The organism is Pseudothauera nasutitermitis, from assembly GCF_004801295.1.
GTDB classification, from domain to species: Bacteria; Pseudomonadota; Gammaproteobacteria; order Burkholderiales; family Rhodocyclaceae; genus Pseudothauera; species Pseudothauera nasutitermitis.
Map to the genome: position 1 here is coordinate 535,247 of NZ_SSOC01000001.1, position 21,958 is coordinate 557,204.

Here is a 21,958-nt window from a genome sequence, read left to right on the forward strand (position 1 = left end):
GGTTCAGCCGCGCGCGCTGTAGGCCGCGTACTTGGCCAGCAGGCGCCTGGGCGGCTTGAAGGCGTCGCGGCGGAAGGGGTCGCCCAGCGCCTGGGTCAGGCGCAGGTTGATCACCGTGGGGCGGTTGGAGCTGATCGCCAGGCGCAGGGCGTCGCCCACCTGGTCCTCGTGCTCCACGGTGTAGCCGTTGGCGCCCATGGCGCGCGCGACCTCGGCGAAGTTGGGGTTCTGCAGTTCGGTGCCGAGGAAGCGGCTGTCGAAGTAGTCGATCTGGTTGCGCTTTTCCGCGCCCCACTGGGCGTTGTCGAACACCACCGCGACCACCGGGATGTTCTCGCGCACGCAGGTGAGCACCTCGGCCAGGCTCATGCCCCAGGCGCCGTCGCCGATGTAGGCGATGGAGGGGCGGTCCGGGCGGCCGACCTTGGCGCCGATGGCGGTGGGGAAGGCGTAGCCGCAGTTGCCGAAGCTCATCGCGGCGAAGAAGGAGTTGGGCGTGTCGAACTGCAGGTAGCTGTTCGACACCGAGCACACGTTGCCGATGTCGGTGGCCACCATGGCATTGGCCGGGCGGGCGGCGGCCAGCGCGGCCAGCGCGCGGCGCGGGTCGACGCGGCCCGCTTCGTTGGTGCCGGCCTGGGCGGCCAGTTCGGCGGCCCAGGCTTCGCGCTCGGCGGCGATTTCCGCCAAGCGTCCGGCGTTCGGCACGCGCTCGCCCAGGCGGGCGGACAGTTCGGCGTCGATGGCCCGCGCGGCGGCGCGCGCGTCGCCGTGGATGCCCAGGGCGATCTTCTTCACCAGACCCAGCACGCGCAGGTCGGCATCCACCTGGATGATCTTCGCCTGCGCCGGCCAGTAGTCCAGGCCGTACTGCGGCAGGGTGCCGAAAGGCCCCAGCCGGGTGCCCAGCGCGAGCACCACGTCGGCCTTGGCGATCAGATGCATGGCGGCTTTCGACCCCTGGTAGCCGAGCGGCCCGGCGGCGAGCGGATGGCTGGCGGGGAAGCTGTCGTTGTGCAGGTAGGAATTGACCACCGGGGCGGACAGGCGCTCGGCCAGCGTGATCAGTTCGGCCACGCCGTCGGCCATCGCCACGCCGCCGCCGGCGACGATCACCGGGAACTTCGCCTCGGCCAGCAGGCGGGCGGCCTGGCGGATGGCCTCGGCGTCGCCGGGACCGCGCTCGACGCGGAAGGGGCGGGGGATTTCGGTGTCGATCTCGCCGTAGAAGTAGTCGCGCGGAATGTTCACCTGCACCGGGCCGCGCTCGTGCAGCGCGTAGTGGAAGGCCCGCCCGGTGAGTTCGGCGATGCGCGCCGGGCTGTTCACATGGGTCTGCCACTTGGTGATCTTGGAGAAGATCGGCAACTGCTCGGTTTCCTGGAAGCCCCCCAGCCCGGCGGTGGCGCTGCCCGCCTCCGGGGTGATCGCCACCACCGGCGAATGCGCCCAGTAGGCCGCGGCGATGGCGGTGACGAAGTTGGTGATGCCCGGCCCGTTCTGCGCGATGCACACGCCGTGGCGCCCGGTGGCGCGCGCGTAGCCGTCGGCCATGTGGGCGGCGTTCTGCTCGTGGGCCACCGAGATGAAGCGGATGCCGGCCAGCGGGAACAGGTCGTGGGCGTCCATGTAGGCCGAGCCGACGATGCCGAACACGTCGGTCACGCCCTGGGCCACCAGGGTTTCGACGAACGCTTCGGAAGCGCTGACGCGTTGGCGGCCTTCATATACGGGAGCGGGAGCGGACATTTTCCAGGGGTTCCGTGAATTGCAAAGAGGTAAAAGTCTAGAAGTGCGTGGTTTGGCTAGAAACGAACGAAAAGTGCGTAGCTAAGCTGAATTCGTGCATGCGGCCGTGTCGTTTTCGTAGTGCGCCCGGGCATCGTCATCCACGCGGTGGCAGGCCACGTGCTGGTGCGCGGTGAGCCGGCGCAGTGCCGGGCGTTCCGCATGGCAGCGGGCGTTGGCGAACGGGCAGCGCGCGGCGAAGCCGCAGCCCGGCGGCAGGTCGAGCGGGCTGGGCGGATCGCCGTTCAGGCGGATGCGGCGCTCGCGCCCGCGCTCGCGCGAATCGAAGGAGGGCGCCGCCGACCACAGGGCGCGGGTGTAGGGGTGCAGCGGGCGTTCGAAGAGGGTTTCGCGCGGGGCGCGCTCGACGATGCGCCCCAGGTACATCACCGCCACTTCGTCGCACAGGTGGCGGATCACGCCCAGGTCGTGGCTGATGAACAGATAGGTCAGCCCCAGTTCGCGCTGCAGCCTTTTCATGAGGTTGAGGATCTGCGCCTGGATGGCCACGTCCAGCGCCGATACCGGCTCGTCGCAGACCACCAGTTCCGGGTGGGCGGCCAGCGCCCGCGCGAGCACGATGCGCTGGCGCTGGCCGCCGGAGAACTGATGCGGAAACAGGTTGCGCTGCTCCGCGCGCAGGCCCACCTGGGCGAACAGCGCGGCGGCCTGCGCGGCGCGCCCGTCCGGCGTGCCGACCGCCATCAGGTCGAGGGCCTCGCGCACCGTGTCGATGGCGCGCTTGCGCGGATTGAGCGAGGCGAAGGGGTCCTGGAACACCATCTGGAAACGCCGCCGCGCGCTGCGCAGCGCCGTGCCGCGCAGGCGGCCGATGTCCGTGCCGTCCAGGCGGATTTCCCCGGCGCTGTGCTGCAGCAGCCGCATGATGGCCAGCGCGGTGGTGCTCTTGCCGGAGCCGCTTTCGCCGACCAGGCCGAAGGTGGTGCCGCGCGCGATGGCGAAGCTGACGTCGTCGACCGCATGCACCTGGGCGCGGCTGCGCCAGCCGCCGGTGTTGAAATGTACGTGCAGGCCCTGGACGTCGAGCAGGGGCGGGGCGGTTTGCGGAGCGGGGGCGTTCATGCGGGGCTGGCCGTGTCGGCGGGAGTGGTTTCCGGGTACAGCCAGCAGCGCACCCGCCGTCCGGACGCGGGCTGCGAACCGGGCGGCGGGCGCTGGCGGCACAGCGGGCGGGCGTGCTCGCAGCGTTCGGCAAAGGCGCAGGCCTCGGCGCGCCGCAGCAGCGAGGGCACGGTGCCGGGAATCTCCCGCAGCGTCTCGCCGGGGGCGGTGCGCCGGCGGCCCGGCGCACAGGCCACCAGCCCTTGGGTGTAGGGGTGCAGCGGGCGTTCTAGGATGTCGTGCACGCCGCCTTCCTCGACGATGCGGCCGGCGTACATGACGGCGACGCGGTCGGCCATCTCGGCGACCGCGCCCATGTCGTGGGTGATGAGGAGGATGGCCGTGCCGGTGCGTTCGCGCAGTTCGGCCATCAGGTCGAAGATCTGCGCCTGCACGGTCACGTCCAGGGCGGTGGTGGGTTCGTCGGCGATCAGCGCGTCGGGGCTGCACGCCAGGGCCATGGCGATCATAGCGCGCTGGCGCATGCCCCCGGAAAAGTGGTGCGGATAGTCGTGCGCGCGCCGCGCGGGCGCCGGGATGCCCACCGCGGCCAGCATGTCCACCGCGTGCGCCAGCGCGGCGCGGCGGTCCAGTCCGAGGTGCAGGCGTACGCTTTCGGCGATCTGTTCGCCGATGGTGAACACCGGATTGAGCGAGGTCATCGGCTCCTGGAAGATCATCGACAGCCGGTTGCCCCGCACGCGGCGCATCTCGGCTTCCGGCAGGGCCAGCAGTTCGCGGCCGTGCAGGCGCACGCTGCCGGCGGCGATGCGCCCGGGCGGCTGCGGGATCAGGCGCATCATGGCCAGCGCGGTCATGCTCTTGCCGCAGCCCGATTCGCCGACCAGCCCCAGGGTTTGGCCGCGCGCCAGGGTGAAGCCCACCTCGTCGAGTACGTGCGCGGTTCCGCGCCGGGTCTGGAACTGCACCGACAGGCCATCCACGGCGAGCAGCGGCGCATCGTCCCCGGAGGGTGTGGTGGTGGAGGCGGTCATCGCTGATGCAGGCGTGGATTGAAGGCGTCGTTGAGGCCGTCGCCGACCAGGCTGACGCCCAGCACGGTGACGAAGATGGCCAGGCCGGGGAAGGTCACCGCCCACCAGCAGTCGAGGATGTAGGCGCGGTTGGCGCCGATCATCAACCCCCAGCTCATCACGTTGGGATCGGACAGGCCGAGGAAGCTCAGCCCGGCTTCGAACAGGATCGCCGTGCCGACGATCAGCGTGGCCGAGACGATCAGCGGCGGCAGGGCGTTGGGCAGGACTTCGCGCAGCATCAGGCGCAGCGGGCCGGCGCCCATGGCGCGCACCGCGTTGACGTATTCGAGGCGGCGCAGGCGCATGAATTCGGCGCGCGCCAGGCGGGCGGTGGTGGTCCAGCTCACCGCGCCGATGGCCAGCGTGACCACGGTCAGCGAGGGCGAGAACAGGGTGACCAGGACCATGGCGAAGAGCAGCGAGGGCAGCACCTGGAACAACTCGGTGAGGCGGGTGAGCAGTTCGTCCGCCCAGCCCTGGAAGTAGCCGGCCAGCGCCCCCACGGTGACTCCGATGAGCACGGTGATGGCCGCCGCGGCCAGCCCCACGGTGACCGTGGCGCGCCCGCCCACGGCGATGCCGGCAAGGATGTCGCGCCCCAGGTAGTCCGAACCCAGCGGCACGGCGGCATTGGTGAAGGGTTCGGTGAACGGCTGGCTGGCCAGGCCGAACGGGTCCACCGGGTAGAGCGTGGGGCCGAGCAGCATGACCAGCGCCACCAGCCCCAGCAGCGCCAGGCCGAGCAGGGCGGCCTTGTTGCGGCGGAACACGCGCCAGGCCTCGCGGCCCGGGGAGCGCGCCGCTTCGGCGGCGGCCGTGTCCGGAGAGGGGGCGGAGTCGGGGAAGGCGCTCATCGGCGGCCTCTCAGGCGGGGATCCAGCCAGCGGTAGGCCAGATCGGTGAGCAGGTTGGCGACGATCACCAGCGCGGCTGAACAGGTCAGCACGCCCAGCACGGTGGGATAGTCGCGCCCCAGGATGGCGTCCAGCGCCAGCGTGCCCAGGCCGGGCCAGGAGAACACCGTCTCCACCAGCACCGCGCCCGAGATCAGGTTGCCGAACTGCAGGCCGGCCACGGTCACCACCGGCATCAGCGCGTTGCGCAGCGCGTGCTTGTAGACCACGCTGCTTTCGGGCAGTCCCTTGGCGCGCGCGGTGCGGATGTAGTCGGTGCCCAGCACCTCCAGCATGCTGGCGCGCGCCAGCCGGCTGTATTGCGCCAGGTACACCAGCGACAGGGTCAGCGCCGGCAGCACCAGATGGTGCAGCACGTCCAGCATGACCACCCACCCGTCGCCGTAGATGCGCACGTCGCGCATGCCGGCGATCGGCAGGATGGGCAGCACCTTGCCGAACAGCAGCACGAGCAGGATGCCGGTCCAGAACACCGGCATGGCGTAGCCGACCAGCGAAAGCACGGTGATCACCCCGCTGGCCGCGCTGTCGGGCCGGCGCGAGGCGGCCACGCCCAGCAGGGTGCCGATCACCATCGCCAGCAGCAGGGCGGTGGCCACCAGCAGCACCGTGGGGCCCAGGCGTTCCAGGATCAGATCCACCACCGGGCGGCTGTACAGGTAGGAGGTGCCCAGGTCGCCGGTCAGCGAATGGACGATGTAGCGCGCGTATTGCAGCGGAACCGGCTGGTCGAGTCCGTAGGTGGCGCGGATCTGCGCCATCACGGCTTCGTCGGCGCCGCCCATCTCGCCGGCGATGACCTCGGCCGGATCGCCCGGCGCGGCGCGGATCAGGGTGAAGTTCATGGCCTGCACCGCGGCGATCAGCAGCAGTGCATAGGCCAGGCGTTTTGCCAGTAGCAGGAACAGGGACATGACTGGGGCTGCCGGTGCGGCGGCACCGGCAGCGTGTGGGGTAGGGCGATGGGGGGATGGGGCGGGTCAGCCTTGTTTCAGGCCGAATTCGTCCAGCGGACCGACCAGGCCCCAGATGTTGTCCACCGGCTCGGCGATGCGCTTGCCGTAGCCGAGATAGAGATTGACCTCGTGCAGGAAGGCCACCGGCACGTCGTCCACGACGATTTCCTGGAACTCGCGGTACAGCGCCTTGCGCCGGGCCGCGTCGCGCTCCTGGCCGGCGGCGGCGAGCAGTTCGTCGACCCGGGGGTTGGAATAGCTCTGGGTGTTGGACCAGATCACCCCCTTGCGGATGTTGGCGGTGAGCCAGGTACGGTGCACGCCGATCACCGGATCACCCCAGTTCCACACCGAGTCCAGGGTGAGCTCGAAATCCTGATTGCTGATGCGCCGCGACCAGATGGGGAAATCGGGCGACTGGCGCACGCTGACGTCGATGCCGATCTTGGCCAGCGCGGGCTTCAGGTATTCCTGGATCGCACGCTGGTCGGACGCGCCGGGGATGGCGTCCACGGTGAGCGCCAGGCGCACGCCGTTGGCGCCGGGCCGCAGGCCGGCGGCATCGAGCAGTTGGCGGGCCTTGTCGAGGTCGAGTTCATAGGCTTCGACCTCCTTGCTGTAGAACGGGCTGCCGGCCGCGATGGGGCCGGTGGAGCGCAGGTGTACGCCGCCGAACAGGGTGTTGATGATGAAGTGCTTGTCGATCGCGTAGTTGATCGCCTGGCGCACGCGCTTGTCGGCCAGCTTGGGGTTGGCGGTGTTGAAGGCCAGCCAGACCAGGCGGCCGATGGCCGGGCCGGTGTTGGGCACGACGTTGACGCCGGGAATCTTCTTCGCGCGTTCGATGTCGCGCGGCTCGGTCAGGCCGGGGTGCACGTCGATCTCGCCGCGTTCCAGGGCCAGCAGCAGGCTGGCCGTGTCCTTGTACTCGCGGATGATGATGCGCTCCAGCTGCGGCTTGCCCGGCAGGAAGAAATCCTTGAAGCGTTCCAGGATCACGTGCTCGCCGGGCTTGAACTCGACCACGCGGAACGGCCCGGAGCCGATCACGTCGGTGCTGTTGCGCGGATGGGTGGGCACCGGCTGGCCGTCGCCGTAGATGTGTTTGGGGATGATGGGCAGCAGCGAGGTGGTCAGCACCAGCTCCAGTGCCGGATGCGGCTCGGCCAGGCGCACGATGGCGGTGTGCGCGTCGGGCGTGGTGATGGCGTTGACCGGCGCCAGCATGGACTTGAACGGATGGTTGTCGCGCACCGTCTCGATGGAGAACTGCACGTCCGCCGAGGTGACCGGCCGGCCGTCGTGGAAGCGCGCGTCCTTGCGCAGTTGCAGGGTCACGCTGCGCGCGTCGTCGGAGATGCTCCAGCGCTCGGCCAGGTAGGGGTGGGCCTTCCAGTTGCCATCCACGGTCAGCAGCGGCGCGAAGATCTGCACGCCCGGGAACATGGTGGCGATGCCCGACTGCACGGCCGGGTTGAGGTGGCGCGGCTTGTTGGTGGAGCCGATCACCACGACGCCGCCGCGGGCGGCGGCGGCCAGGGTGGACAAGGGGAGGCCGAACAGGCTGGCGGCGCCGGTGGCGACAGCCGCGCGCAGCACGTCGCGGCGAGAAACGGAAGTCATGGACGTGTTTCCTTGCAGGCTTGATGGGTTGATTGCGCCAACGGCCCGGGGCGGTGGCATCGGTTGGGTGCGGTGAGTCTACTGGGCGGGTTTGGGGGCCGAATGGCTCATTTCTTCTATCGTTATCGGATTCATTGCGGGTCGCGCGCGGCGGGTGTTCATGCGTCCGCCCTGAAGATTCGGCCGCCCTGCACGGTGCCCCAGACGCGCAGATCCTTCAGCGCCTGCGGGGCGGCGGTGCCGGGGTCGTCTTCGAGCACGCAGAAATCGGCCCGCTTGCCGCACTCGATCGAGCCGATCTCGCTGTCCAGCTGCAGCGTGTGGGCCGCGCCCAGGGTGATCGCGTGCAGCGCCTCGGGGAGGCCGATGCGCTCGTGCTCGCCCAGTACCCGGCCGGAGGCCGAGACGCGGTTGACCGCGCACCAGGCGGTGAACAACGGGCTGAGCGGGGTGATCGGCGCGTCGGAATGGATGCCCAGCACCACCCCTTCGCGCAGCGCGCTGGCGCAGGCGTTCATGCGCGCCGCGCGTTCCGGCCCCACGGTGGTGCTCCAGTGCTGGTCGCCCCAGTAGAACAAATGGTTGGCGAACAGGTTCACCGACACGCCCAGCGTGGCCATGCGGCGGAACTGGGCGCGGTTCGCCAGTTGCGCGTGTTGGATGGTGAAGCGGTGGTCGGGCGTGGGCCGCGCGCGCAGGGCCTGCTCGATGCAGTCCAGCGCCAGTTCGGTGGCCTCGTCGCCATTGGTGTGGGTGTGCACCTGGACGCCGTGTTCCAGCGCCAGCGTGTAGCACTCGCGCATGGCCTCCGGCGCGGTGTACCACAGGCCGGCGGGCGCGCCGTTGTAGTAGCCGGGCCAGCGCAGGCGCGCCGAGAAGCCCTGGATGGAGCCGTCGGCCACCACCTTGATGCGGCCCAGGCGCAGGCGTTCGGTGCTGCGCGCCTTCAGCGCCCTGGCGCGGGCGACGGCCTCGGCCGGGGTGGTGCCGATCATGCGCTGCAGCGGGACCAGGCGCACCGGGTAGTCGGGCGCGCCGGTGGTGCGCAGCAGGGTGTCGATCTCGGTGTCGCCGTGCTGCGCGGCCAGATCGGTGGCCGTGGTGACCCCGGCGCGCACGCACAGCCGGCCGAAGTCGAGAATGCCGCGCTCGTCGCCGGACAGGAAGGAGCGGTGCAGCCCGAGCGCTTCGAGCACCGGGCCCATCGCGTCAGGGCCCTTCAGTTCGCCGGTGGGCAGCCCGTCTTCGCCGAGCGGGATGCCGGGGTGCTCGATGCCGGGGCGCAGCAGTCCGGCGTGTTCCAGCGCGGCCGTGTTGACGTTGACGATGTGGCAGCTCGCATGCATCAGGCCGACCTGCCGCGTCGTGCTGACCCGGTCGAGATCGGCGCGGCTGCAACGCCGGGCGCCGAAATAGATCGGGTCGAAGCCCCAGCCGGTGACCGCGCCGCCGGCGGATTTCGCCGCCGCGGCGCCCAGGGTGGCGATCACCTCGTCCAGCGAGCGCGAAGCGGGAACGTGGCGACCGTCCGGGTCGCGCACGTCGAACCAGCCGCAGTAGGTGTAGCGCCACAGGGTGCCGGCCATCAGGTGGCAGTGGCCTTCCACCAGGCCGGGCAGCAGTACCTTGTTGGCGAAGCGTTCGTCGATGCGCGCCTCTCCCCAGCCGCGCAGTTTGTCGAGCCCGCCCACGCCGAGGATGCGCCCGTCGCGCACCGCGACGTGGGTGGCTTCGGGGCGCCAGGGCGCCATCGTGAGAATCTTGCGGGCCGGGTAGATGACGGTGTCGCTCATGAAACGCTCCGGATGGGTGAGGCAGGGGCGGGTACGATGCGCGCGGCCCCGATGGCAGCGAGCAGGGTGTCGCGGTCGGTGCCGCTGCCGGCCCAGATGGCCACCAGGCGGCCGCCGCCCCGGGCGTGCGCGGGGGCGGGGGCGGTGTTCCAACGCCGGCCGACCACCTGCACGGCGTGCAGGGCGCCGCTGGCATCCGCCACCAGCCCTTTCGCGCGCAGCAGCGCTACGGGCAGTTGCGCGAGTGCCGCACCCAGGCGCTGCGCATCGAGCGGGCCGTCGATCTGCAAGGCCGCGCTGCCGTAGCGCGCGTCCGCATGGGCGAAGGGCCGCCAGGCGCCTTGCCGGGGCGCGGGATCGCTGGCCCGTTCGTGCTCGCCGAGCAGCACTTCCGGCGGTACATCGCCAGCGCTTGTGCGCAGGATCGGGGCGCGTACGCGGGCGCCGAGCCATTGTTCGACCTCGTCGAGCGCCTCGGCGCCGGGGAGGTCGCATTTGCTGAGCAGCACCAGGTCGGCGGCATCGAGCTGCGCACGCACGGTGTCGCCCACGTAGGCGTCGCCGGCCAGCCGGCGGATGCCGTCCGCGTCGGCGAGCACCACGATGCCGGCCACCTGGAAGCCCGGCGCCAGCGACACCGTGGCCAGCAGGTTGCGCGGCAGGGCCACGCCGCTGGTCTCGATCAGTACGTGGTCGAACGGCTCGGCCGCATCGCGCAGCGTGCGCAGGGTATCGAGCAGGTCGTTGCCGAACGCGCAGCACACGCAGCCGCCGGCGATGCTGATGGTGTCCCGGGTGCGGGCCTCGATCAGATCGGCGTCGATGGCAATCTCGCCGAAATCGTTGACGATGATCGCCAGCCGGCGGCGGTCGGCTTGGCGCAGCAGGCGGTTGATCAGCGTGGTCTTGCCGGCGCCGAGGTAGCCGCCGAGGATCGTGACCGGGCAGGGCGATGCCATCCGGCGGACTTCCAGTGGATGCGAAGGGCCGGAGTCTAGGAGGGTGGATGAAGGGCCGGAACGAATGAAAAGTGCGTAGCTAAGCTGAATTGATGCATGAAGCGCACGAAGGGCTTGCGTACAGTCTTCCGTTGTTTCAGCGGGCCGGCCCGCCCGTGGAGAGTGCGACTTGAGCGATCAGACCTGCGACTACGTCATCGTCGGCGGCGGCACCGCCGGCTGCGTGCTGGCCAACCGCCTGTCGGCCGGCGGGCGCCATCGCGTGGTGCTGCTGGAGGCCGGGCCGGCGGACCGCTCGCCGTGGATCCACCTGCCCATCGGCTACGGCAAGACCATGGTGCATGACGAACTGAACTGGGGCTTCCACACCGAACCCGAGCCGCACATGAACGGGCGGCGCATGTACACCCCGCGCGGGCGCTGCCTGGGCGGCAGCAGCTCGATCAACGGGCTGATCTACATCCGCGGCCAGGCCGCCGACTTCGACGCCTGGGCGCAGGCCGGCAACCCCGGCTGGGGCTGGGCGGACGTGCTGCCGTACTTCCGCCGCGCGGAGCACAACGCGCGCGGCGCGGATGCCTGGCACGGCGCCGACGGGCCGGTGCATGTGGACGACATCCGCGAGCGCCACCCGCTGATGGAAGCCGTCATCGCCGGCGCGGGCGAACTGGGCGTGGCCGCCAACGCGGATTTCAACGGCGCGGAGCAGGGCGGGGTGGGCTACTACCAGCTCACCACGCGCAAGGGCCTGCGCGTTTCGGCGGCCACCGCCTACCTGCGCCCGGCGCGCCGGCGCGCCAACCTGCGGGTGATCACCGGGGCGCACGTCTCGCGCATCGAGTTCAACGGCGGGCGCGCCAGCGGCGTGCGCTACCGGCGCGGCGAAAGCGAATTCCGCATCCATGCGCGCCAGGAAGTCATCCTCGCCGCCGGCGCGCTGCAGAGCCCGCAACTGCTGCAATGCTCGGGCGTGGGCGACCTCCGCCTGCTCGGCGAACTGGGCGTGCCACCCGTGCACCACCTGCCGGGCGTGGGCGAGAACCTGCAGGACCATCTGCAACTGCGTCTGCTCTATCGCGTGGCGCAGCCCATCACCACCAACGATGAACTGCGCACGCTGCACGGCCGGCTGGGCATCGCCCTGCGCTGGCTCACCCGGCGCGCCGGGCCGCTGGCGGTGGGCATCAACCAAGGCGGGTTGTTTACCCGCGTGCTGCCGGAATCCGCCTCGGCAGACGTCCAGTTCCACTTTGCCACGCTGTCCGCCGACATGGCCGGCGGCAAGGTGCATGCGTGGCCGGGGTGCACCTTCTCGGTGTGCCAGCTGCGCCCGCGTTCGCGCGGCTGGGTGCGCGCGCGCAATGCCTCCACGCGCCACGCGCCGGCCATCCGCTTCAATTATCTGGAACATGAACTGGACCGCCGCGCGGCGGTGGCCGGCATCCGCTTCGCGCGCCGCCTGGCGGGCACCGAGGCGCTGCGCGGACTGCTGGCCGGCGAATACCGCCCGGGGCCGGGCTGCGCGGACGACGACGACAGCCTGCTGGGCTTCGCGCGCGAGCACGGCGCGACCATCTTCCATCCCGTGGGCACCTGCCGGATGGGCCGCGACGAACTGGCCGTGGTGGACGAACGCCTGCGCGTGCATGGCATCGGCGGGCTGCGCGTGGTGGATGCCTCGGTGATGCCCACGCTGGTGTCCGGCAACACCTGCGCGGCCACGGTGATGATCGCCGAGAGGGCGGCGGACCTGATCCTGGCGGATGCGGAGGCTTCGCTGACGGCGGCATAAGCAACGCAGAATTGCTTGGTTCCGGGCGTCCGGTGCGCTCCCTAGCATGATGGGATTGCGCTTCCGGAGCCGATCTTGAGCCGATCCGACACCGCCCCGCGTGGCCTGCCCGCCACGCTGGAGCACTACTGGCTGCCCTTCACCCCCAACCGCGATTTCAAGCGCGAGCCCAGGGTGTTCTCGCGGGCCGCCGGCCTGTACTACTACGACACCGCCGGGCGGCCGATCCTGGATGCCGTGTCCGGCCTGTTCGCCACCGCGGCGGGCCACGGGCGCGAGGAAATCGCCCGCGCCGTCTACGAGCAGTTGCTGGAACTGGATTTCACCTCCAGCTTCTACCGTGCCCACCCGCTCGCCTTCGAGGCGGCCAGCCGCGTCGCCGGCCTGCTGCCGGCCGGGCTGGACCGCGTGTTCCTGGTCAATTCCGGTTCCGAGGCGGTGGATACCGCCATCAAGATCGCCCTGGCCTGGCACCGCGCGCGCGGCGACGGGCAGCGCAAGCTGCTGATCAGCCGCGAGCGCGCCTACCACGGCGTGAACCTGGGCGGCACCGCGCTGGGCGGGTTGATCAACAACCGGCGCGCCTTCGCCGGCGTGCTGCCGGCGGTGGCCCATCTGCGCCACACCTGGCGCGCCGACAACATCTTCTCGCGCGGCCAGCCCGAGGCCGGCGGCGAGGAACTGGCCCACGACCTGCAACGCCTGATCGACCTGCACGGCGCGGAGAACATCGCCGCCGTGTTCATCGAGCCGGTGGCCGGCTCCACCGGCGTGCTGGTGCCGCCCAAGGGCTACCTGGAGCGCGTGCGCGCGATCTGCGACCAGCACGGCCTGCTGCTGGTGTTCGACGAGGTGATCTGCGGCTTCGGGCGCACCGGCAAGGCTTTCGCCGCGCAGACCTTCGGCGTGCGCCCGGACATCCTCACGATGGCCAAGGCCATCACCAACGGCGCGCAGCCGATGGGCGCGGTGGCGGTGGACCGGCGCATCCACGACGACATCCTCGCCGCCGCGCCGGACGAGGCCATCGAGTTCTTCCACGGCTACACCTGGAGCGGCCACCCGGCGGCCTGCGCGGCCAGCGTCGCGGCGCTCGACCTGTACGCGTATGAGGACCTGTTCGCGCGCGGCGAGGCGCTCGCCCCGCACTTCGCCGAAGGCCTGCACGCCTTCGCCGACCTGCCGGCGGTGGCCGACATCCGCAGCATCGGCCTGCTCGGCGCCATCGAGCTGAAGCCCGCAGGCGGGCCCGGCAAGCGCGGCTACGCGGTGCAGAAGGCGCTGTTCGACGCCGGCCTGCACATCAAGAGCACCGGCGACGCGCTGATCTTCGCGCCCGCGCTGGTTTCCGGGCAGGCGCACCTGGACGAAGCGTTTTCCATCCTGCGGCGCGTGCTCTCGGCCCTGCGCTGAAAGCCCCGCCCACCGTTTTCCTTCCCACCACGGAGTCGCACAGATGAGCAGCAGACGCAGTTTCCTCCTCGGCGCGGGCGTGCTCGCCGCAGCCCTCTACGCAGCGCCGGGCCTGGCGCAGCAGAAAGAAGTCACCATCGCGTACCAGGACATGTTGGTGCCCTGGCGCGTGGCGCACGCGGCCGGCGAGGTGGAGAAGGCCACCGGCTACAAGATCAACTTCCGCCAGTTCTCCGGCGGCGGCGACGTGATCCGCGCGCTGGCCTCCAACCAGGTGCACATCGGCGAGGCCGGCTCCGCGCCCATCGCCGCCGGCCTGTCGCAGGGACTGCCGGTGGAACTGTTCTGGATTCTCGACGACATCAACGACGCCGAGGCGCTGGTGGTGCGCAACGGCAGTGGCGTGAACAGCGTGGCCGACCTGAAGGGCAAGCGCATCGGCGTGCCGTTCACCTCCACCACCCACTTCCATTCCCTGGTGGCCCTCGAACACGCGGGGGTGAATCCCTCCGACGTGCGCATCGTCAACCTGCGCCCGCCCGAGATCGCCGCCGCCTGGGAGCGCGGCGACATCGACGCCACCTTCGTCTGGGAGCCGGTGCTGTCGCGCGTGAAGGCCAGCGGCAAGGTGCTGGTGTCCTCCGGGCAGATCGCCAAGCAGACCGGCAAGAGCACCTTCGACGGCATCGTGGTGAACCGCGACTGGGCCAGGCAGCATGGCGAGTTCCTCGACAAGTTCGTCCAGGTGCTCGCCGCCGCCGATGAAAGCTACCGCCGCGACGCGGCCAAATGGACCGCCGGCTCCGCCGAAGTGGCGGCGGTCGCCAAGATCACCGGCGCCAAGCCGGAAGACGTGCCGGCCGGCATCGCGCTGTACCGCTTCCCCACCCCGGCCGAACAGGCCTCGGCCACCTGGCTGGGCGGCGGCGCCCAGGGCGGCGCGGCGCAGTCGCTGGCGGCCACGGCGGCCTTCCTGAAGAGCCAGGGCACCATCGCCAACGTGCTGGGCGACTACTCGGTGGGCGTCAATCCGGCCTACGTGGAGCGGGCGGCGCGCTGATGCCGGCGGCCGCACTGGCGCTCCAGGCCACGCAGGCCGCCTTCGCGGGCGATGGCGAGCAGGCCGTCGCCCACGAGGCGGCGGCCGGGCTGCGCATCCGCGCGCTCAGCGTGCGCTTCGCGGGGCAGGGCGGGGCGCTCGCCCTCGATGGGGTGAACCTGGCCATCGGCGCGGGCGATTTCGTCGTCGCCCTGGGCGCCTCCGGTTGTGGCAAGACCACGCTGCTGTCGTGCATCGCCGGCTTCCTGAAACCCTCGGCCGGCGAGATCGAACTGGACGGCCGCGCGGTGGACGGGCCGGGCGCGGACCGCGGCGTGGTGTTCCAGAAGCACGCGCTGATGCCCTGGCTGAGCGTGCGCGAGAACGTCGAGCTGGGCCTGCGCCTGCGCGGCGTGGGGCGCGAAGAGCGCCGGGCGCGTGCCCTGGAGAAGCTGCGCACGGTGGGCCTGGAGCAGGCCGCCGAACGCCCGGTGTATCAACTCTCAGGCGGCATGCAGCAGCGCGTGGGCATCGCCCGCGCGCTGGCCTGCGACCCGCGCGTGCTGCTGATGGACGAACCTTTCGGCGCGCTCGACGCGCTGACCCGCGCGCAGATGCAGGAACTGGTGCTGCGCCTGTGGGCGCAGGAGCGCAAGATCGTCCTGTTCATCACCCACGACGTGGAAGAAGCCTTGTTCATCGCCACCCGGCTGGTGGTCATGACGCCCTCGCCGGGGCGCGTGGCGCATGAATTCGAACTGCCGTTCTCGCGGCGCTTCGTCGAATGCGGCGACGCGCGCAAGGTCAAGTCCGACCCCGAATTCATCGCCTGGCGGGAGCGCCTGATCCGCCTGATCCAGCGCGAGGGCGGCGCATGACGGCGCCCGCCTCCGCGCAGGAACGCGCCGCCCTCGAACTGCCGGCGGCGCGCTTCTACCACTTTCCCGAACCCGGCCGCGCCGCCGGGGTGTCGCTGTTCACCGTGTTCGCGCTGCTGCTGGGCTGGTGGACGGCCACCGAACTGGGCTGGCTGCCGCCGCTGGTGCTGCCCACGCCGCGCGCGGTGGGCGAGGCGCTGCTGGCCGCGCACCGGGGCGAACTGCAGGGCGGGCGCACGCTGACGGAGCACTTTTTATGGAGCTTCGGGCGCGTGCTGGCGGGTTTTCTGCTGGCCTGCGCCACGGCCATTCCGCTGGGCATCCTGATGGGCGTGTCGCGCATCGCGCGCGGCGTGTTCGACCCCCCGGTGGAGTTCTACCGCCCGCTGCCGCCGCTGGCCTATCTGCCGCTCATCGTGATCTGGTTCGGCATCGACGAAACCTCCAAGATCCTGCTGATCTTCCTGGCCTGCTTCGCGCCGCTGGCGGTCTCCGCGCGCGCCGGGGTGCGCGCCGCGCACGCGGAGCAGATCCACGCCGCGCTGTCGATGGGCGCCTCGCACGCCCAGGTGGTGCGCCACGTGATCCTGCCGGCGGCCTTGCCCGAAATCCTCACCGGCATGCGCATCGCGGTGGGCTTCGGGTGGACCACGCTGGTGGCCGCCGAACTGGTGGCCGCCACGGTGGGCCTGGGGCAACTGGTGATGAACGCCTCCAACTTCCTGCGCACCGACGTGGTGCTCATGGGCATCTTCGTCATCGGCGCGGTGGCCTGGCTGTTCGATCTGGCCATGCGCGGGCTGGAGGCGCGCTTGGTGCCGTGGCGCGGGCGTTAGATGAAATGCGCTGAAGTGCGTGCATTCGGTGCTTTTCAGTTGATCCGCATCAAAACTTCCGGTACTAAGTAACAATTACGCCCGGAACGCGGAAACGCCCGCCGCCGGGAGATTCTGGCGAACCTGGGAGAGTTGGATGCGGCTCGCGCGCAATTGGTCGTTGGCCTTCAAGTTGAACCTGGTGACCGTGCTGTCCGCGGTCGTGCTGTTCGGCGGCATGACGCTGTTTCTCGCCCAGCGGGTGGGGCAGACCCTGGAAGAAGACAGCCTGCAGGATCTGGAGCGCATCACCCGGCTGGCGATGGACATGGCCGACGCCTACAACGCCAGTCTGGTCAGCGGTGTGGACCAGTTGGCCGGCCTGTTCGCCGCCGGTTTTCCGGGGCGTTTCTCCCTGGATACGAGCGAGAGCGTGACGATTGCCGGGCGGGCCACGCCCACCCTGCGCCACGACGGCTCGACCCTGAACCTCGATTTCGCCGAGGTTGATCGCTTCAACGCGGCGACCGGCGGCGTGGCCACCTTGTTCGTCCGCCAGGGTGACGATTTCGTGCGCATCGCCACCTCGGTGAAGAACGAGAAAGGCGAACGGGCCATCGGCACCGTGCTGGACCGGGCGGGTCCGGCGTACGCGCGCCTCAGCGCGGGCGAGGAGTACGTCGGCACCGCACGCCTGTTCGGGCGCGATTACATGACCAAGTACCTGCCGATCCGCGACGCGGGCGGGCGCGTGATCGGCATCCTGTTCGTCGGCCTGGACTTCACCGAGGGGCTGGCGCACCTGAAGGACAAGATCCGCGGCATCAAGGTGGGCGATACCGGTTATCTGTACGTGCTGGATGCACGCGCGGGCAACGAGCGCGGCACCCTGGTGGTGCATCCGTTCAGCGAGGGGCAGAACCTCATCGAGGCGCGCGACAACGACGGCAATTTCTTCATCCGCCAGATGCTCGACCAGCGTACCGGGGTGATCCGCTACCCGTGGAGGAACCCCGGCGAGAGCGCGCCGCGCGACAAGATCGTGGTGTTCGAGCATTACCCGGACTGGAACTGGGTGCTCGCCAGCGGCAGCTACCTGGACGAATTCACCGCGCTCAGCCGCAGCATCCGCAACATGCTGGCGCTGTCGGTCACTGCCGCTTTCGTGGTGCTGGTGCTGCTGTCCTGGTACGGCGTGCGGCGCTGGGTGGCCCAGCCCATCAGCGAAGTGCTGGCGGTGACCCGCAAGGTGGGCGAGGGCGACCTCACCGTGCGCCTGGAAAGCCGCTCCGGCGACGAGGTCGGCCAGTTGATCGACGCCACGCGCGGCATGGTGGACAAGCTGGCGACCACCATCGGCGACGTCAACGAGGTGGCGCGCACGCTGGACAACGCCGCCGGGCAGGTATCGGCCACCGCGCAGTCGCTGTCGCAGGCTTCCAGCGAGCAGGCCGCCTCGGTGGAGGAAACCGGCGCGTCGATGGAACAGATGAGCGCCTCCATCGCGCAGAACAGCGAGAACGCCCGGGTCACCGACGAAATCGCCGGCCAGGCCGCCGAGCAGGCGCGCCAGGGCAGCGAATCGGTGAAGGAAACCGTGGAGGCGATGCGCGCGATCGCCGCCAAGATCAGCATCGTCGACGACATCGCCTACCAGACCAACCTGCTCGCCCTCAACGCCGCCATCGAGGCCGCGCGTGCCGGCGAGCACGGCAAGGGCTTCGCGGTGGTCGCCGCCGAGGTGCGCAAGCTCGCCGAGCGCAGCCAGGTGGCCGCGCAGGAAATCGGCGCGCTGGCCGGTTCCTCGGTGGAACTGGCCGAACGCGCCGGCGGGCTGCTGGATGAGATGCTGCCCAGCATCCGCCGCACCTCCGATCTGGTCGGCGAAATCGCCGCCGCCAGCCAGGAGCAGAGCAGCGGGGTGGGGCAGATCAACGGCGCGATGACCCAGCTCAACGGCGCCACCCAGCAGAACGCCTCGGCCTCCGAGGAACTGGCCGCCACCGCCGAGGAGATGAGCGGGCAGGCCGGGCAGTTGCAGGATCTGATGGCCTACTTCCGCATCGACGAAAACCGGCGCGGCTGAGCGGGGCCGCCCCAGGCACGGCGGGCATGTGCGCGCTTCCGTGAAATGGAGCGCCGCATGCCCGCTTCCGCGTCGGCAGCTCCGCTGCCGGGCATGCCGTCCCGTTCGCCGATTAACCCTACAGAGAGCCGGGTCGTATCTCCGCCGAACTTATATATAATGGGAATCGTTATCAATTGATGGCTCTCCTCCATTCCCATCATGGAAACGACCGGCACTTCCGCCGAGGTTTGTGCGCAGGATGTTGAAACGCTTTACCAGGCCAATCACCGCTGGCTGAGCGGTTGGCTGCGTGCACGGTTGGGGAGCAGGGCGGATGCCGACGATCTGGCGCAGGACACGTTCATCCGCGTGCTGTGCCTGCATGCGGGAAAGAGCATCGCCATCCGTGAGCCGAAGGCCTATCTGGCCACGATCGCCGGGCGGCTGGTCACCAACTTCTACCGGCGCCAGTCGATCGAACGGGCCTATCTCGAGGTGCTGGCGACCCTGCCGCAGGATGAGATCCCGTCGCTGGAAACCCAGGCGCTCATGAGAGAGGCGCTGCTGGAAATCGACCAGATGCTCGATGGCCTCGGCGCCAAGGTCAAGCAGGCCTTCCTGCTGGCGCAGTTCGAAGAACTGCCGTATGCCGAGATTGCAGAGCGTCTGGGGGTTTCGCTGCGTACGGTCAAGTACTACGTGGCACGCGCGATGGTGCATTGCTGCGCGATGCAAGAGTCAAGTTGAAGGCCGCAACCGATCCGCGCAGCGTGGGCACATGAGCAAACCATCCACTCCCATTGAAGAAGCGGCGTTCTGGTACGCCTGTCTGCACGCCGGGGACGCCACCGAGCGGGAGCGCGGGCGCTGGCAGCAGTGGCTCGATGGCAACCCGGCCAACCAGCGGGCGTGGGCGCGCATCCAGGAGGTGCACGACCTTTTCGCACGGGTGCCGGGGAAGTTCGCTGCACCGCTGCTGGAACAGAAAAAGGTTTCCCGCCGCGCGGTGCTGCGCAGTGTGGTCGTGGCCCTGGGCGCCGGCCTGGCCGGAGTGGAAACCTACCGGCACTTCTCCTGGCATGAATGGCGGGCCGATCTCCGCACCGCTGTCGGCGAGCGGCGGCGGGAGGTGCTGGCCGACGGCTCTTTGCTGTACCTGAACACGGGCACCGCCGTCGATGTGGCCTTCGACCAGGACGAACGCCGGATTCTGCTGCATGCCGGAGAAATCCTGGTGGAAACCCGGCCGGACAATCTGCCTGGAGTCGTACGCCCATTCAGCGTACACACCCCGCATGGGAGGGTGCGCGCGCTGGGAACCCGTTTCGTGGTCAGGCTGTACGAAACCCATTCCAGCGTTCAGGTCCTGCAGGATGCCGTTGAAATCCGCCCGGCCTTGTCCGTCGCCCGGCCCGTCCGGCTCGCGGAAGGGCAGGGGATGCTCTTCGACCGCCATGGCGTGAAGCTGCCGCAACCCCTGCCCACCGGAGCGGGGGCATGGTCGCAGGGAAGGCTGAGCGCGGTGGATATGCGCTTGCAGGAGTTCTTGTCCGAACTCGCGCGCTACCGCACCGGCTACCTGGGCTGTGCTCCCGAGGCTGCCGACCTGCGCGTATCCGGCGTCTTCCCGCTGGACGATCCGGAAGAGGCATTAAACATGCTGGTGGAAACCTTTCCCGTGACCGTCCGCCGCCTGACCCGCTACTGGGCCAGGGTTGAACTGCGCGACGCGCGGAACGCGGCGCATTCCTGATTCCTTCGTCTGCCGGACAAGAAAGGGCCTCACGCTCTCCCGCTGCGCGGGGTCGCTGCCCCGAGGGTGCGCTTTTTGCCTTGGGGCGGCCCGGCGGCAAGAAAGGGCCGGCGTCAAGCCCCTGGCTAGTGGCATTCGACATGCCATGCTCGCCGAGGCCTTCGGCACCGAAGCCGTCAGCCCATGCATCCCGCCATCCTGCCGCGGATTGGCAGAATCTGCTACTTTCAAGATGTCAGAAATCGGTATATGGTATCTGACACCAAGAGGTGCCTTATGAACACACTGCCCGAAACAATCTTTCAACAAGCACGCTCCCTGCCCGAGGGGGGGGTGCTATCGCCCAAGGAGTGCCTGCACTTGGGAAGCCGGTCGGCGGTGGATCAGGCGTTCTCGCGGCTGACCAAGGCCGGCAAGCTGCTGCGCGTGGCGCGTGGTGCCTACGTCGCCCCGATTTCCAGCCGGTTCGGCTCTCGCGCCCCGGCCCCCGAGAAAGTTGTCCAGGCGCTGGCCGAACAGCGCGGCGAAATCGTCGTGCCGCACGGCGCCAGCGCAGCCAATGTCCTGGGCCTGACGCAGCAAGTGCCGATCCGCGAGGTCTATCTGACCTCCGGCCGCACCCGCAAGCTCAAGCTCGGGCGTTCGGAAGTGCTGGTCAAACACGCACCGCGCTGGATGCTGATGCTGGGCGCACGGCCGGCCGGCGCGGCCGTGCGCGCCTTGGCCTGGATCGGCCCTGCGCACGCTAACGAGTCCCTGGCATCGCTGCGCCGCAGCCTTCCCCTTGCCGAATGGCAGGCGCTGGCTGCGGCACGTGCAGCATTGCCCGGCTGGATGGCGCAAGCCATCGGCAAGGAAGCCGCACGTGGATGAGTATTTCTTCGACCTCAGCAAAGAAGATCAACGCGAAGCGCTGGAATACGGGCGCGCTGAAACTGGCCGCCCCGCCCACCTGCTCGAAAAAGATGTTTGGGTGGTGTGGGCGCTGCGCGCCCTGTTCGAGTCGCCCCTGTCAGCCGACCTGACGTTCAAGGGCGGCACGTCGCTGTCAAAGGTTTACCAAGTCATCGACCGCTTCTCCGAAGACATCGACCTGACCTACGACATCCGCAGGCTGATCCCCGACCTGATCGGCGAAAGCGGCGAGTTGCCGGCAAGCCGCAGCCAAGCTGGCAAATGGACGCAGGCCGTGCGGCATCGGTTGCCGGATTGGATCACCCGGAATGTGCAGCCGGTGATTGAAGTGGCCTTGGCGCACGAGCATCTGGCCGCCCGGCTGGAACTCGGTGGCCCGGAGAACGATAAGCTGTTCTTGCACTATCCCGCTCTCACGCAGGGCACAGGCTATGTGGCGTCCGTCGTCACACTGGAATTCGGTGCGCGCGCCACTGGCGAACCGCATCAGGTATTCCAGGTGGCTTGCGACATCGCGGCACATTTTAGCGACGTGTCATTCCCCATCGCCTCGCCACAGGTCATGAGCCTCGCACGCACATTCTGGGAGAAGGCCACGGCTGCGCACGTGTTCTGTGCGCAAGGCCGTATCCGCAGCGAACGCTATGCGCGCCATTGGCATGATCTGGCCGCGATCGCGCGGAGTCCTCATTTTGCCGCTGTCATCACCGATCGCACGGTGGCAATGGCCGTCGCCCGCCACAAATCCTGCTTCTTCATCGAGAAAGACGCCAGTGGCCAGGTCATCGACTACGCTGCAGCAACCGCCGGACATCTGAAAATCGTTCCTGAAGGCGAAGCCAAAACCGCGCTCTCCAAGGACTATGCGGCGATGCTGGCCGACGAAGTGATGGTGGGAAACGCCTTATCCTTCGGCGAATTGCTGGAAGCCTGTGCAGACCTCGAAGCCAAGGTGAACAGGGCCGCCTTGTAACAGCACAAGATCAACAAGAACCACAGCCCCGAGGGGGCGCTTTTTGCCTTGGGGCGGCCCGGCGGCAAAAAAGGGCCAGTGTCAAGCCTTTCATGCAAATCACGCGAGGCTTGAAACCAT

At 69.4% G+C, this 21,958-nt stretch carries 18 protein-coding genes; 10 read left to right on the forward strand and 8 right to left on the reverse strand.

Going from position 1 to position 21,958, the window contains the following annotated elements; all coding sequences use genetic code 11:
• Nucleotides 1-3: 3 nt before the first annotated feature.
• From xsc to E6C76_RS02560, 8 genes are all read right to left on the reverse strand, one after another.
• Nucleotides 4-1,749, reverse strand: a complete 1,746-nt coding sequence (gene xsc, locus E6C76_RS02525; RefSeq protein ID WP_136346681.1) for a sulfoacetaldehyde acetyltransferase — start codon at nucleotides 1,747-1,749, stop codon at nucleotides 4-6.
• A gap of 81 nt (nucleotides 1,750-1,830) precedes the next feature.
• A complete protein-coding gene (locus E6C76_RS02530) occupies nucleotides 1,831-2,871 on the reverse strand; it encodes an ABC transporter ATP-binding protein (RefSeq protein WP_136346682.1) in 1,041 nt (346 codons plus the stop codon).
• On the reverse strand, nucleotides 2,868-3,905 hold the full coding sequence (locus E6C76_RS02535; protein ID WP_136346683.1) for an ABC transporter ATP-binding protein: 1,038 nt from the start codon (nucleotides 3,903-3,905) through the stop codon (nucleotides 2,868-2,870). Before E6C76_RS02535 ends, E6C76_RS02530 begins: the two co-directional genes overlap by 4 nt.
• Nucleotides 3,902-4,801, reverse strand: a complete 900-nt coding sequence (locus tag E6C76_RS02540) for an ABC transporter permease (protein WP_136346684.1) — start codon at nucleotides 4,799-4,801, stop codon at nucleotides 3,902-3,904. Before E6C76_RS02540 ends, E6C76_RS02535 begins: the two co-directional genes overlap by 4 nt.
• Nucleotides 4,798-5,775 carry an ABC transporter permease gene (locus E6C76_RS02545; protein WP_136346685.1) on the reverse strand — a complete coding sequence of 326 codons (978 nt, stop codon included), beginning with the start codon at nucleotides 5,773-5,775 and terminating at the stop codon, nucleotides 4,798-4,800. Before E6C76_RS02545 ends, E6C76_RS02540 begins: the two co-directional genes overlap by 4 nt.
• A 66-nt stretch (nucleotides 5,776-5,841) precedes the next feature.
• On the reverse strand, nucleotides 5,842-7,440 hold the full coding sequence (locus tag E6C76_RS02550) for an ABC transporter substrate-binding protein (RefSeq protein ID WP_136346686.1): 1,599 nt from the start codon (nucleotides 7,438-7,440) through the stop codon (nucleotides 5,842-5,844).
• A 158-nt stretch (nucleotides 7,441-7,598) separates the two neighbouring features.
• A complete protein-coding gene (locus tag E6C76_RS02555) occupies nucleotides 7,599-9,233 on the reverse strand; it encodes an amidohydrolase (protein WP_136346687.1) in 1,635 nt (544 codons plus the stop codon).
• Entirely contained in the window at nucleotides 9,230-10,192 is a 963-nt protein-coding gene (locus E6C76_RS02560; RefSeq protein ID WP_136346688.1) for a CobW family GTP-binding protein, read from the reverse strand. Before E6C76_RS02560 ends, E6C76_RS02555 begins: the two co-directional genes overlap by 4 nt.
• Before the next feature lie 169 nt (nucleotides 10,193-10,361).
• Between E6C76_RS02560 and E6C76_RS02565 the strand changes: the two genes are divergently transcribed.
• From E6C76_RS02565 to E6C76_RS02610, 10 genes are all read left to right on the forward strand, one after another.
• Nucleotides 10,362-11,984, forward strand: a complete 1,623-nt coding sequence (locus tag E6C76_RS02565; protein ID WP_136346689.1) for a GMC family oxidoreductase — start codon at nucleotides 10,362-10,364, stop codon at nucleotides 11,982-11,984.
• A 75-nt stretch (nucleotides 11,985-12,059) separates the two neighbouring features.
• Nucleotides 12,060-13,397: an aminotransferase class III-fold pyridoxal phosphate-dependent enzyme gene (locus E6C76_RS02570; protein WP_230976136.1), complete on the forward strand. Its 1,338-nt coding sequence runs from the start codon at nucleotides 12,060-12,062 to the stop codon at nucleotides 13,395-13,397.
• 43 nt (nucleotides 13,398-13,440) lie between these two features.
• On the forward strand, nucleotides 13,441-14,457 hold the full coding sequence (gene tauA / locus E6C76_RS02575) for a taurine ABC transporter substrate-binding protein (RefSeq protein ID WP_136346690.1): 1,017 nt from the start codon (nucleotides 13,441-13,443) through the stop codon (nucleotides 14,455-14,457).
• Nucleotides 14,457-15,314 carry a taurine ABC transporter ATP-binding protein gene (locus E6C76_RS02580; protein WP_136346691.1) on the forward strand — a complete coding sequence of 286 codons (858 nt, stop codon included), beginning with the start codon at nucleotides 14,457-14,459 and terminating at the stop codon, nucleotides 15,312-15,314. The genes tauA and E6C76_RS02580 overlap by 1 nt, the downstream gene beginning before the upstream one ends.
• On the forward strand, nucleotides 15,311-16,150 hold the full coding sequence (locus E6C76_RS02585) for an ABC transporter permease subunit (RefSeq protein WP_136346692.1): 840 nt from the start codon (nucleotides 15,311-15,313) through the stop codon (nucleotides 16,148-16,150). Before E6C76_RS02580 ends, E6C76_RS02585 begins: the two co-directional genes overlap by 4 nt.
• Nucleotides 16,151-16,286: 136 nt before the next feature.
• Nucleotides 16,287-18,215: a methyl-accepting chemotaxis protein gene (locus E6C76_RS02590; protein WP_136346693.1), complete on the forward strand. Its 1,929-nt coding sequence runs from the start codon at nucleotides 16,287-16,289 to the stop codon at nucleotides 18,213-18,215.
• A gap of 201 nt (nucleotides 18,216-18,416) precedes the next feature.
• Nucleotides 18,417-18,944 (forward strand): sigma-70 family RNA polymerase sigma factor, encoded by a 528-nt coding sequence (locus tag E6C76_RS02595; protein WP_136346694.1) that lies wholly within the window; start codon nucleotides 18,417-18,419, stop codon nucleotides 18,942-18,944.
• A 31-nt stretch (nucleotides 18,945-18,975) separates the two neighbouring features.
• Nucleotides 18,976-19,950: a FecR domain-containing protein gene (locus tag E6C76_RS02600; RefSeq protein ID WP_168734214.1), complete on the forward strand. Its 975-nt coding sequence runs from the start codon at nucleotides 18,976-18,978 to the stop codon at nucleotides 19,948-19,950.
• Nucleotides 19,951-20,226: 276 nt separating this feature from the next.
• Nucleotides 20,227-20,823, forward strand: a complete 597-nt coding sequence (locus E6C76_RS02605) for a DUF6088 family protein (RefSeq protein ID WP_136346696.1) — start codon at nucleotides 20,227-20,229, stop codon at nucleotides 20,821-20,823.
• A complete protein-coding gene (locus E6C76_RS02610; RefSeq protein WP_136346697.1) occupies nucleotides 20,816-21,838 on the forward strand; it encodes a nucleotidyl transferase AbiEii/AbiGii toxin family protein in 1,023 nt (340 codons plus the stop codon). The genes E6C76_RS02605 and E6C76_RS02610 overlap by 8 nt, the downstream gene beginning before the upstream one ends.
• Nucleotides 21,839-21,958 lie beyond the last annotated feature (120 nt).